Annotated in this window: 3 protein-coding genes and 1 tRNA gene; all 4 read left to right on the top strand. The window is 65.6% G+C overall.

The features are described from left to right. The first annotated feature begins 33 nt into the window (after positions 1 to 33). The 4 genes from MKW14_RS25415 (at position 34) to MKW14_RS41325 (ending at position 13,937) form a co-directional block, all read left to right on the top strand. Positions 34 to 1,620, top strand: coding sequence for an alpha/beta hydrolase (locus MKW14_RS25415; protein ID WP_240865610.1), 1,587 nt, complete (start codon positions 34 to 36; stop codon positions 1,618 to 1,620). Positions 1,621 to 1,727: 107 nt separating this feature from the next. Then, a tRNA-Thr gene (locus MKW14_RS25410) sits at positions 1,728 to 1,804 on the top strand. A gap of 1,253 nt (positions 1,805 to 3,057) precedes the next feature. Further along, entirely contained in the window at positions 3,058 to 7,272 is a 4,215-nt protein-coding gene (locus MKW14_RS25405) for a LamG-like jellyroll fold domain-containing protein (protein WP_240865608.1), read from the top strand. Then, on the top strand, positions 7,188 to 13,937 hold the full coding sequence (locus MKW14_RS41325; protein ID WP_240865607.1) for an RHS repeat-associated core domain-containing protein: 6,750 nt from the start codon (positions 7,188 to 7,190) through the stop codon (positions 13,935 to 13,937). The genes MKW14_RS25405 and MKW14_RS41325 overlap by 85 nt, the downstream gene beginning before the upstream one ends. Positions 13,938 to 14,192: the final 255 nt, after the last annotated feature.

The raw sequence follows: 14,192 nt of genomic DNA, 5'->3' as shown, positions 1-14,192 counted from the left end.
GTCCGCGCGGCTGCGCACGGTTAGGCTCGCCAGATGTACATCAGGCGCAGCCCCCGTCCCCGCCGGCCCCGAACCGCCGCCGCCTCTCTCCTCGCCACCGCCGCCCTGCTCGTCTCCGCCTGCTCCTCCGGTAGTACGACGACCAGCGCGGGCGGCGCCGCCGATGCGGCCCTGGCCGCGCTGCCGCAGTCGACGCCGTCCGCCCTGGCGCCGTACTACGAACAGAAGCTGAGCTGGCGCAGCTGCGGGGTGCCCGGCTTCCAGTGCGCCACGATGAAGGCGCCGCTCGACTACGCCAAGCCGGGCGCGGGGGACGTACGGCTCGCCGTCGCCCGCAAGAAGGCCACGGGCAAGGGCCGCCCGCTGGGGTCGCTGCTGGTGAACCCGGGTGGGCCGGGCGGCTCGGCGATCGGCTACCTGGAGCAGTACGCGGGCGTCGGCTATCCGGCGGAGGTGCGGGCCCGGTACGACATGGTCGCGGTCGATCCGCGCGGGGTCGCCCGCAGCGAGCCCGTCGAATGCCTGAGCGGGCGCCGGATGGACGCCTTCACGCAGACGGACACGACACCCGACGACAGGAAGGAGACCGACGAACTCGTCGACGCCTACAAGAACTTCGCCGAGGGGTGCGGGGCGCACTCGGCGGACCTGCTGCGGCACGTGTCCACGGTGGAGGCGGCCCGGGACATGGACATCCTGCGCGCGGTCCTGGGGGACCGGAAACTGACGTACGTCGGGGCGTCGTACGGGACGTTCCTCGGGGCGACGTACGCCGGGCTGTTCCCGGAGCGGGTGGGCCGGCTGGTGCTGGACGGCGCGATGGACCCCTCCCTGTCCGCCCGCCGGATGAACCTGGACCAGACGGCCGGTTTCGAGACGGCGTTCCAGTCCTTCGCGAAGGACTGCGTACGGCAGCCGGACTGTCCGCTCGGCACCAGGGGCACCACGCCGGCGCAGGTCGGCGACAACCTCAGCGCGTTCTTCAAGAAGCTGGACGCCCACCCCATCCCCACCGGCGACGCGGCCGGCCGCAAGCTCGGCGAGGCCCTCGCCACCACCGGCGTCATCGCGGCGATGTACGACGAGGGCTCGTGGGGCCAGCTGCGTGAGGCCCTGACGTCGGCGATGAAGGAGAACGACGGCGCGGGCCTGCTGGTCCTGTCCGACAGCTACTACGAGCGCGACGCCGAGGGCCGTTACTCGAACCTGATGTTCGCCAACGCGGCCGTGAACTGCCTGGACCTGCCCCCTGCCTTCTCCTCTCCCGACCAGGTCGAAAAGGCGCTCCCCGCCTTCGAGAAGGCCTCCCCGGTCTTCGGCGAGGGCCTTGCCTGGGCCTCCCTGAACTGCGCGTACTGGCCGGTCAGAGCCACGGGTGAGCCGCACCGCATCGAGGCGAAGGGTGCGGCGCCGATCGTCGTGGTCGGCACCACCCGCGACCCGGCGACCCCGTACCGCTGGGCACAGTCCCTCTCCCGCCAGCTCTCCTCGGCCCGCCTGCTCACCTACGTGGGCGACGGCCACACCGCGTACGGCCGCGGCAGCGACTGCATCGACTCCGCGATCGACACCTACCTGCTCGACGGCACCCCTCCGCCGCAGGGAAAACGCTGCTCATAGCCCCGCCGCCCGCCCCGGGAGCGCCTGCCCCGGGGCGTGGTCGGAGCACCCCCCGAAACTGTGTAGACTTACCGACGTTGCTGATCGCACCATAGTGCGGACGGCGCGCCGCCTTAGCTCAGATGGCCAGAGCAACGCACTCGTAATGCGTAGGTCTCGGGTTCGAATCCCGAAGGCGGCTCCATGGTGAACCCCAGGTTAGGCCTTTGACCTGGGGTTTTTCTCTTTCGTTGACCTTGGGATCCGGGTGAATCGGTCACCTGTGGTCTGTGCATCGTAATGCGTAGGTCAGAGGTGCCGCTTCTGTAACGAGAATCCAGCTTTGAGCCTCTGACCCGGTCTTCTATCTGCTTGAGAGGGATGGGTCAGGGTCGCGCCAAGGCTCTCGGTGGACAGCCGGTGGACAGCCGTGCGTGACAGTCCATCAGGCACCTATCGCTGCCGTACAGCGACCGATGAGATGAACTGGTCTTCGACGGGACGGTCGGCGGCGTTGGGACTGTCCGGTCCTGACAGGTCTCACGTCCAGCGGGGAACGAAGGAGCGGCTTACGGGCCGCGCTATCCGAGATTGGGGCAAGTCGCCGTGATCTCGGTCGTCGGTTCGGCACAGCGGCGTCGCGAACTGTGCGGTCTCGACACGGGCCTGGATGCTGCGCCCGTCCCAAGTCGCGCGCTCGCCCATTAAATCGGTGACTCCCTGGGATTGGGGGAGACCGTCTGCCGGTGTCCCGAAGGAGCGCAGTCGCCCTCGCGAAGACGGCGATGATCAACGTGGCCGGTTCGGCTGCCCCCGATAGAAGGCAGCCCTCGCTCGACATCAAGTCGCCCACCTGTGCGCCGTGCTGAACGCGGCTCTCTCTGTCAGCGGCATGGCGGCGATCACGATCCTCGTTCAGCCGAGCGGAGCGTCCTCCGGCTCCGTAGTTGTTGGTGCTGCCAAGCCGAATACTGGAACCGGTCGCAAGAGCGCTCCACGGGAGCCACATGGCTTCCTTAAAGAATCTCAAATCTTGGCAATGCGGAGTCGGGTGGGCTCGGCCGTAGATGGCTGGTTCTCGTTGCGGGACGGTGCGTCGATGTCCGCATTTGCATGGGCGTGAAATGTCATGGATGCCAGGAAAACATTCCAGATCGGTCATTTGGCGTCTGTGGCTGAAGATCTCCGATTGGCGTGTCCAGACGCTGCGGCCCGGGCGTTTCTCTCTTGACGTGCGCAAGTAAGACGCAGTTAAGGTCCTTTAACTTTTGAGGCTCATGTGACTCCGGGGTGGGGATTCTGTGAGGGCGGGGGAGGGCGGGGGAAATGAGTGCGTCCCGAAGACGGCGTGATGGCGGAAGAGCACTGATCGCTGTGGTCGCGTCGGCCGTGGTTGCGACTGTCGTGCCGTCGATGGGAGCCAGTAACCCAGCCCATGCGGTGGAGCGATCGACAGCCATGACGGAGGCCGGAGGCACCAAGGCGGCCGCGACACTGTCAGCCGCTGAGAAGGCCGCGGCGACAACTGATACGAATGTCGAAGTCACTTCCCTGCGGAGTGAGTCGGGTGAGATCTACGCGACGCCGGACGGCCAATTGGAGGCTGTGCAGCACCTGAAGCCGGTACGTACGCGGGTGGACGGGGCATGGACGGCGGTCGACAACACCCTGTCGAAGCGGAGCGACGGCAGTGTGATGCCGAAGGCCGCCGCTGTGGGGCTGTCGTTCTCAGGTGGTGGACAGAATCCACTGGTGACCCTGGAGAGGGCCGGGCGGAAGCTGTCATTCTGGTGGCCTGCGTCGTTGCCGGCACCGACGCTGGCGGGGGACACCGCCACGTACACAAATGTTCTGCCGGATGTGGACCTGAAGGTCCGCTCGGTGACCGATGGCTTCAGCGAGTTGCTGGTGGTGAAGACCGCCGACGCGGCGAAGAACCCGGCGTTGGCCCAATTGAAGTTGGGCGTCGATTCTCCAGGCCTCGACCTGCAGGAGACCGCATCGGGCGGCCTGGAAGCGGTGGACCGGACAGCAGGCGGCGTCGTCTTCCAGGCGGCCAAGCCCGTCATGTGGGACTCGGCGGAGGCTTCCGGCACGCAAACGCAGCTGGTTCGGGGAGCGGCCGGTGAGAAGGCCGTCGCCGCAGTATCCGGTTCCGCGGCAGCCGATACCGAAGATGGTCCCGGGGATGCGGCGAAGGTGGCACCGATCGACGTCGACGTGTCCTCCGACGACAGCGAGCTTCGACTGACACCGGACCATACGCTGCTGACGGATCCGGGTACGACGTTCCCCGTCTACATCGACCCGCAGACCTACACCCCCAAGGCCGGGGAATGGACGATGGTGTCGCGGTACTGGGCATCTTCGCCGCAGTGGCGGTTCAACGGTGACTCGGACGCGGGCGTGGGGTATTGCGGCTGGGACTACTGCGCGCCTTACGACGTGAAGCGGCTGTTCTTCAAGTTCCCGACCTCGCGATTCGGTGGCAAGTCGATCATTTCGGCGACCTTTGTCGGACATGAGACCTGGTCCGGTTCGTGTGACGGGCGTTCGGTGCAGCTGTGGCGGACGAAGTCGTTCGACTCGGGCACGACCTGGAACAGCTCTGCGGACAACTGGCTGGACCAGTTGGACTCACGGGACGTGGCCAAGGGCGGCAGCGCCAGCTGCCCGTCCGGCGATGTGGAGTTCGACGCAACCGCTGGGGTGAAGTATGCGGCCGCGCACGATTCGGCGTATACGTCTTTCGGTCTGCGTGCGGCGAACGAGGGTGACAAGTACGGCTGGAAGCGTTTCTCGGACGACGCGTACCTGCGGGTGAAGTACAACCAACCGCCCAAGCAGATCGCGATGAGTCAGTTGACCATGTCTCCGGGCGCGACCTGTAAAAAGCCCGAGAGCAAGGTTCGGATCCGCTCGCTGCCGAAGATCACGGCGAGTGACGTGAAGGACCCTGACGGCGATCAGGTGAGTGTGCAGTTCCAGCTGGCGTGGGATGCGGGCAGTGGGTTCAAGGTCCAGTGGGTCTCGGCGAAGATGACTCCGAAGAAGTCCGGCTCGGATTTCAGTACGTCCTTGATCGAGCAGATCACGTCCACCAAGAAGATTCCGAAGAACACCACGCTGGCTTGGTACGCGCGGGCTGTTGACTACGACGAGGGCAAGTACTACAGCTATTCGCCCTGGTCGGGCGCGGGTTCGGCGACGGGCTGTTACTTCGTCTGGGACACGAGTGTGCCTGCGGGGCCCACGATCACGTCGAGCGACTACCCGGCTGCGGACGACAGCGATCCCAACGATCCCACCTATGACGGTGTCGGCCGGTACGGCACCTTCACGATCGACGCCCCGAGTTCGGACGTGACGAAGTACTGGTTCGGGGTCAATGAAGAGCCATCCTCGGCCAATGAGGTGACCACGTCCGGTGGGGTGGCAAAGACGGTGAGTTTTCGACCGACCCGGTCCGGTACGAACTTCCTCTATGCGCAGGCGTTTGACTCGGCGGGCAACGGCAGTGAGCCGACACGCTACAAGTTCCGGGTGAAGTCGGGTCAGCCCGCCCGCGCGGAATGGAAGCTGGACGACGCGTCCGGCACAACCCAGGCCGAGGGAACGTCCGGAGATCGGACCCTCGACCTCAAGGGCGGCCCCACTTTGGGCGCGGCAGGCGTCAACGGCACCGCGGTGTCGCTGGACGGCGTCGACGACTATCTGGTGTCGGACATTCCGACGGTGGACACCTCCGGCAGTTTCTCCGTGGCGGCGTGGGTGAAACTCGACAAGATGCCGGACAACGCGGCGGTGATCGCCGCACAACCCGGCAACCACGCTCCTGGGTTCGAGCTGTACTACTCCAAGGGGTACGACCGATGGGTGTTCAACCAGTATTCGGCGGACACCACATCGGCGACACCGGTGCGAGCGATGCAGGCGGCGGCCGGCGGGGTCAAGGCCGGTGAGTGGGTGCACTTGACCGGCACCTACGCCTCGGGCTCCGATCTGCTGTCGCTGTACGTGAACGGCACCCTGGCCGGCACCGCGGCCTACTCCACGCCGTGGGACGCGCGGCGCGGGCTGCAGATCGGCGCGGGCAACTACAGCGGCACTCCGGCCAGTTTCTTCCCCGGCACCATCGACGAAGTACGCATCTTCGACAAGCCCCTTTCTGCGGCAGAGGTGACCAACCTCTACAACAAGAAGCCGATCGGCAACGGCCGCCCGGCGCGAGCCGTGTTCCCGTTGGACGAGCCGGCCACGACGGACGACGGTACGCCGACCGCGAAGGTGACGGGCCGTGCGGACGTGCACCCGGCGGTGTTCAAGGGCGGGGCTGTTCCCGGCGCCCCGGGGCGGGCGGGTGCAGCTCTGACCTTGGACGGTGTGGATGACTACGCCGCCACTCCTGGGCCGGCCGTGAACAACCAGGCGAGTTTCTCCGTGGCGGCCTGGGCGAAGCTGCCCAAGACCAAGCCCACCCACGCGGCGATCATCGCGACCCAGACGGGCACCGTGATGCCCGGCTTCGAGCTGTACTACTCGGCCGCCTACGGCTGGACGTTCAACCAGTACTCGGCCGACAGCGCGAGCGGTACTCCCGTGCGCGCAACCCAGGGGGACCCCGACAAGGCGCCGGGCGGGGAGTGGACCCAGGTGGTGGGCTCCTACGACGCGGTCACCGACGATCTGCGGCTTTATGTGCAGGGCAAGTGGGTCGCCACGACGAAGTTCAGCGCGCCCTTCTACGGCAGCGGTCCCCTACAGATCGGTGCGGGCAAGTACAGCGGAACTCCGGGCAGCTTCTTCCCCGGCCAGATCTCGGACGTACAGCTGTACGACCGATCCTTGTCGGGCCCGGAGATCGCGGAGATGTTCGACAGCCGGCCGACGGTCGAGGGCCGCTGGAAATTGGACGCGGCATCGGGGTCTCCGGCGACCAGCGCGGACGACCTGGTACGCGAGGACCACACCTCCCACCCGCTGACACTCGGCGCCGGAGCGAGCATCGACGCCACGGGCAACAGCAACAGGGTCGGAGATGGGGGTCTGCTGCTGAACGGCACCAGCACCGGCTATGCGTCCACGTCGGTCTCGCCGATCGACACCAGCGCCAGCTTCACCGCCTCGGCATGGGTCACCGCACCCAGCCGCCCCACCAAAACGGTGACGGTGATGAGCATGGCCGGATCCAACGCGAACGGGTTCGTGGTGCGCTACGTCCCCGACGCCACCGATCCGGCGAACGCCGGCCGCTGGCAGCTGGAGATGGCCGATGCCGACACCCTCACTACGGCGAAGTCGACGGCCGAACACACCAACTTCCAGAACTACGACTCCTGGAACCATCTGGCGGTCGTCTACGACGCGTACGCCGGGCAGTTGCGGCTGTACGTGGACGGTGCGCTGAGGACGACGCTGTGCGCGGACGGCGACGATGATGGGGTGCCGGACATTCCCACCTGCACTGAGGCGGTGTCGTGGAACTCGTCGGTGCTGCCCTTCGCCGCGACGAAGGGACTTCAGCTCGGCCGGGCCAAGACCGGCGCCAGCAGCTGGGGTGAGTACTGGAGCGGCGCTATCGACGACGTGTGGGTCTTCCAGGGCGCGGCCAGCGACAGCCAGATCGCCCAGCTGGCCAGCGGCGCCGACATCGGCACCATTCCCGGCCCGTGACCTCAACGGGGGGCGGGACCGCCAGAACTGAGCCGATTCCACCCCCCGGTTCAGGTCACCAGCGGTCAGCAGAGCACGAGCAAGGTCTCTTTCTTCAGTGGGGAACCCCGCCGGGCGGGGCCCGTGTGGCATGCGCGGCAGGGACGGACACAGTGAGGCGAACAGACATGGCAGCGACGGCACGCAGACGGATACGCCGCAGAATCGCGCTGACGGTTTCGACCGTTCTGGTCGGCACGCTGCTGCAGGCGACGGTCACCGCGAACGCCGAGGCGAACAACCTGGCGAAGGTGCCGGCGTCCGAGAAGCCGTTGTCCGGTCATGGCGTCACGGCGTTGCCTCGCAAGACCGATGGCGAGCCACGAGTGCCGAAGAAGGAGCCCAGGCACACCTGGGCCAAGGCTGGTTCGGCCACGGTGACGCTCGCGCCACACACCAAGTCAGTCACCGCCGGTGACCTGCCCGTCTCACTGACCGCTCCTAAACCGGTCCGAGACAGGTCATTCTCGATCAGGAGTAAGAAGACCGCTCCCACCCCGTTGTCGGGCAGCGCGACCGTCCAGGTCTTGGACGCGAAGACCACGAAGCGGGCCGGTGTCGACGGACTGCTGTTCACGGTCCAGCCGAACAAGGGTGCCGTGGGCAGCACGGTGGGCGTCAGCGTCGACTACGCATCCTTCGCCCAGGCCTACGGCGGCTCCTACGCGGCCCGACTGAAACTGGTCCGCCTGCCGGCCTGTGCGGTGACCAGCCCAGGGACCGAGAAGTGCTCCACTGCCACACCGCTTACCACCGATAACGACACCGCGACACATACGCTCACCACCTCCGCGCTGTCCTTGAAGAGCTCGAACGGCGTCGCGGCGACGCCGATGGTCCTTGCGGCGACCACAGGTACCTCCAGTGATCAGGGTGACTACAAGGCCACCCAGCTTTCGGCCTCCTCCGCGTGGCAGACCAACCTGAACACCGGTGACTTTTCCTGGTCGTACGACATGCCCGTGCCCGACGTGCCGGGCTCGTTCACCCCTCAAGTGGGCCTGTCGTACTCGTCCGGAAACCTCGACGGCCGGACGTCCAACACCAACAACCAGGGATCCTGGGTGGGTGACGGGTTCGATCTGTGGCCCGGCTTCATCGAGCGCAGCTACAAGTCGTGCGCCGACGACGGGGTGAAGAACGCCGACGGCACCAAGCCAGGCGACTTGTGCTGGGCGTACGACAACGCGACGTTGTCGTTCAACGGGCACTCCGGCGAGCTGATCGCGACGGGTAAGAACACCTTTAGGATCAAGGGCGACGACGGCACCAAGGTCGATCGCGTCTACGGCGCGGACACCAACGACGTCCGGTCCAACGGCACTCACAATGACGAGTACTGGCGCGTCACAACGACGGACGGCACGCAGTACTTCTTCGGCTACAACCGGCTCCCGGGCTGGACTTCCGGTAAATCGGAAACGAACTCCGTCTGGACCGCCCCGGTCTTCGGCAACGACGACACCGAACCGTGCCATGCTTCCACGTTCGCCGCGTCCTGGTGCCAGCAGGGCTGGCGTTGGAACCTGGACTACGCGGTCGACACGCACGGCAACGCGATCACCTACTACTACAGCAAGGAATCCAATTACTACGCGAGGAACCTGAAATCGGCTGACAAGACGGTCTATGACCGTGGCGGCTACCTGGACCACATCGAGTACGGGCTGCGGTCATCGGCCGTGTACTCGGCCAAGGCCCTGGCACGGGTGGATTTCACCTCAGCTGAACGTTGCCTGCCCGAAACGGGGGTGTCCTGCGACGCCTCGACGATCGACGACAAGAAGTTCTACTGGTATGACACGCCCTGGGATCTGAACTGCAAGTCCGACGCCGACTGCTACAACGCCAGCCCGTCCTTCTTCAGCCGTAAGCGGCTGATAGCGGTCACCACCAAGGTGCTGCAGACCGGCGGCACCTACACGGCAGTCGACGACTGGGCGCTCGGCCACCGTTGGGGCATGTCGGACATCGACTACCAGCTGCTGCTGGACTCGATCCAGCACACCGGCAAGTCCACCACCCCTGAGATCGCCCTGCCCAAGGTCACCTTCGCCTACGACCAGCGCACCAATCGCCTCAAGGTCGACGGAGACGACACGTCCCCCTTCATCAAGGAGCGCCTGTCGGGGATTTCCGATGAGACCGGCGGCCAGGTGTCGGTGCAGTACTCCACGGCGGCCTGTGATGCCTCCAACCTGCCGAAGCCGGAGACGAACACCACCCGGTGCTTCCCCGCGTACTACACCAAGGAAGGCGCCACCGCTCCGACCCTGCAGTGGTTCAACAAGTACGTCGTCGACTCGGTCACCCAGACCGACCGCACCAAATCCTCCCCGGACATGGTCACCCGCTACAGCTATCTGGACGGGGCTGCCTGGCATTACGACGACGATGACGGGCTGACCAAGGAGAAGTACAAGACCTGGTCCACCTGGCGCGGCTACGCACACGTGCGGGTCCAGACCGGCGGCCAGGACCCGGTCGGCATGAAATCGCAGGAAGATCACTACTTCCTGCGCGGTATGGACGGCGACAAGGCATCCCCGTCCGGCGGCACCAAGTCGGTCGCCGTCTCCGATGACAACGGCGGAACCGTCACCGACCACGACTCGGCGGCCGGCTTCGAGTACAAGACCGAGCAGTACAGCGGCCCCGGGGGCAAGGTCCTGGAGAAGACCGTCAACACTCCATGGCACCACCAGACTGCGGTGCGTCTCCGGATCTGGGGCACTGCCACTGCCAACCTGACCGGTACCGCTTCGACCCGTACATGGATCTCCCTGGACAACGGAGCGGGTAGCAAGTGGCGCACCACGTATCAGACTAACGCCTTCGACGATACGGCTGGCCGCGTCACCCAGACGGACGACTTCGGAGACGAGTCAGTCTTGACGGACAACCAGTGCACACGCACCACCTACGTCGACAACACCAAGGACTGGATCCTCGACGCCCCCTCCCGGGTGGAGACGGTCGCGGTCAAGTGCGCGGACACCCCTGATCGGTCCAAGGACGTCATTGTCGACATCCGCACGGCCTACGACGGGCAGGACTATGGAGCCGCCCCCACCAAGGGGGATGCCAGTCGCACGGCGACGCTCAAGTCACACGACGGGACCACCGCCACCTACACCGAAGCGGGCGCGACCTACGACAGTTACGGCCGCCAGGCCTCCGCGACGGACATCACCGGCACGGTCACCGCGACCGAGACCACTGCGCCGGTGCGGGCCGACCGTACCGGCGGGCTCACCACCACGACGGCCTACACCCCGACGACCGGTTTCCCCACCAGTTCCACCGTCACCGTCACCCCGGCTTCGGTGACAGGGAGCACCGCCACCGCACAGACGACGACGACCACGTATGACACCGTCCGTGGACTGCCCGTAACGGTGGTGGACACCAACAGCAAACGCACGGACACCACCTACGACGCGCTGGGCCGCAAGCTGAAGGAATGGCTCCCCAACCGCTCCAAGGCCAACAGCGACACCCCGAACTACGAGTTCTCCTACACCATCACCGACGGCAAGCCGGTCGCGGTCGGCACGACCACGCTGTACGGGACCGGACGCAAGACCTCATTCACCCTCTACGACGGCTTCCTGCAGCCCCGCCAGACGCAAGCCCCGGGCCCGAGCGGCGGCCGGCTCATCAGCGACGTCTTCTACGACGAACGCGGCCTGGCCGCCAAGACCTTCGCCCCGTACTACAACACCAGCGCACCGTCCACGAACCTGCTGACTCTGGACGACGCGCTTGCGGTGGAGACGCAGACCTGGAACACCTTTGACGGCCTGGGGCGCACCGTTAAGTCGCAGCAGATAGCGGGCAATGGTGACGGCGGGTCCGTACTGTCGACCACGGTCACGGCCTACGGCGGTGACCGCGTCACAGTTACCCCACCCAAGGGCGCCACCCCCACCACGACCATCACGGACGCCCGGGGCAACACCACTGACCTGCTGCAGTATCACGCCGCCACCCCGACCGGCGCGTACGGCCAGACCCACTACGAGTACAACCCCGCGGGCAAGCTGACCAAACTCACCGACCCGGCCGGCAGCACGTGGACGTACCAGTACGACCAGCGCGGCAACCAGAAACAGGCGACCGACCCGGACAAGGGCACCACCAACTCCGAATACGACGACCGCAACCAGCTGGTCTCCACCACCGACAACCGCGGCAAGAAGATCACACGCATCTACGACGGCCTCGGGCGCGAGACCGAAACTCATGACGGCGACGCCTCCGGCCCCCTGCTGACCAAGCACGTCTGGGACCCCAGCGGCTTCAAGGGCCAGCTCTCCTCGGCTACTCGCTACGTCGGCGGAGCGAGCGGCTCTGCCTACACCACCACCTACAGCCTGTACGACACCCTCTACCGGCCCAACCGCACCACCGTCACCATCCCCCCCGTCACGGGGGAGGAGAAGCTCGCCGGCTCGTACCAGTCGAACATCAAGTACAACGTCGACGGAACCGTTCAGTCCTCGAGTTACCCCGCAGCCGGAAGCCTCGCCTCCGAAGTCATCACACCGACGTACGACGACGTGCTGCGCCCCAAGGCCCTTTCCGGCACCGGCGGTCTCACCTACGTCACCGACACGGTGTACAGCTACACCGGCAAGCCGCTGCAGTACACGTACCAGGCAGCCGGAGCGAAGAAGGCCCAGGTCACCAACAGTTATCAGTGGGGCACCCAGCGCCTGGCCAACTCCAACGTCACCCGCGAGAACGTTGCAGGCACTGACAAGTCGGCCACCTACGGCTACGACGAGGCAGGCAACATCACCTCCCTTGCGGACGTCTCCCGGGACGGCACCGACAACCAGTGCTTCAGCTACGACTACCTCGGCCGCCTCAATGAGGCCTGGACCCAGAACACCACCACCTGCGCGGCAACACCGTCCGCCTCCGTGCTCGGCGGACCGGCCCCTTACTGGCAGTCCTACTCCTACGACCTCAGCGGTAACCGGCTCACGGAAACCCAGCACGATGTCACTGGCGACTCGGCCAAGGACATCAAGCGCAACTACAACTACCCGCCCCCAAGCGGCAAACAGCCCCATACCCTGACCAAGGTCGACACCACTGGCCCCAACGGTGTCGCCCAGGACGCCTACACCTACGACGGCGCCGGCAACACGCAGACGCGCACCATCAGCGGCGACAAGCAGACCTTCACCTGGGACGCGGAAGGCCACCTCACGCAGGCGACCAAACCCGACGGCAGCGGCGGCACCAAGACCACCTCCTACGTCTACGACGCCGCCGGCAATCGCCTGATCACCCGCACCGACACGGACACCACGCTCTACCTCGGCAGCACACAGATCACCCTGGCCAAGGGCGCCACCACACCGAAGGCGACCCGCTACTACGACCTCGGCGGCGGCAACCAGGCCATCCGCACTGACGACAACAAGCTGTCCTTCCTCATCGGCGACCACCACGGCACATCCGAACTCGCCATCAACTCAACCGACCTGACCTTGCAACAGCGCCGCTCCACACCCTTCGGCGCAGCCCGGGGCAAAGCACCGACAAGCTGGCCGGGCGACAAGGGCTTCGTCGGCGGCACCCAGGACGCCGGCACAGGCCTCACCCATCTGGGCGCCCGCGACTACGACCCGGCCACCGGACGCTTCCTGTCCGCCGACCCTGTGCTGGACGCTTCGGATCCGCAGCAGATCAACGGCTACAGCTACAGCGACAACAGTCCGGTCACCCGCTCCGACCCCACGGGGCTCGAAAGCTGCGGCCCAAGCAATCCAGGGTGCTCGCAAGACAACATCGACAGCATCAACCACACCGGTAGGTACCGCACCGCCAAGGGCAACAACAACTCCACGAGGTCCAGCGACAACACCAAGTCCCGTGTGCACACCGCCAAGGACGGCCAGCCGATCGTCCAGGGGGTCAGACTCCCCACGAGGAAAGAACTCGTGGCCCGCTACGCCGTTCTCGACCCGCGCCGCACCACCTACAGCCAGTACCTGGCGCGCTTCGCCACGGACCTGTGCTACATCAGGGACGACAAGAACGGCGGCTTCTGCGACACCGCGAAACGGGCGGGCCTCCTGCCCGGCCCCCAGAACGACCCCTGGGGCGTCAAGGCCACCATCCACTGCATCACCGGACGCGGCGACTGCGGCGAGGCGATCGTCTCAGACGTGATCACCGTCGCGACGATGGCCTGGGGATCTGTCGGCAAGGGGCTCCTGGCCCGCGGGGCATCGACAGCGGTCGCGGCGGAGGCCGAAGAAGGCGCTGCAGCGGCGATCGTCGACTCGGGGAAGTGGGACTACTTCTTCGGTAGGGTGAAAACCGGTAGCCACAATGCACCCCGATCCGCACAGAACCTAACTCAGCTTAACCGGATCGGAATCAGAGACAATCCCGAAGGCCGTAAGGTGTTGACAGATTTCTTCGATGATCAAGTGGCGCGGACGGATAATGTTCTGAAAGAATTTACGAATCAATACGGAACGTATCAGGTTCGTGACGGGCTACTTGCTGGACCTGGCGGATTTCTTCATGTAGAGACTACGTGGGAGGTCTCGGAAAGCGGGTTCCGCCTTACTACGATCATTCCTCGCGGAGGTCAGCCGTGATAAATATCCAGTTCCTTGTCCCGGACGATTCCGAACTTCTTGAGGTTTTTGGTGTTACGTCAGAGGCAACGGATGGTGTGGACTCGACGAGATCTCTTTATCTTGAAACCGGATCCGATGATGAGATTCGGTTGACATACGATATTCCGGGACGCTCGATCCATCTTCAGTGGTACCGGAAAGGCTCTCGTATGCTCGATATGTTCCGTGAAGGAGCTGCGCGACTTGCGGTGGGTGGTCGCACGGGTGAAACGA

The sequence above is a fragment of the Streptomyces gilvus genome (genome assembly GCF_022513565.1).
GTDB classification, from domain to species: Bacteria; Actinomycetota; Actinomycetes; order Streptomycetales; family Streptomycetaceae; genus Streptomyces; species Streptomyces gilvus.
Note: the sequence above shows the minus strand (reverse complement) of the source record. Positions and strands in the feature narration are given on the sequence as shown.

What these genes read in the sequence shown, in the direction of transcription:
- MKW14_RS25415 (WP_240865610.1), top strand. Translation starts at nt 34, where the DNA reads ATGTACATCAGGCGCAGCCCCCGTCCCCGCCGGCCCCGAACCGCCGCC.
- MKW14_RS25405 (WP_240865608.1), top strand. Translation starts at nt 3,058, where the DNA reads ATGACGGAGGCCGGAGGCACCAAGGCGGCCGCGACACTGTCAGCCGCT.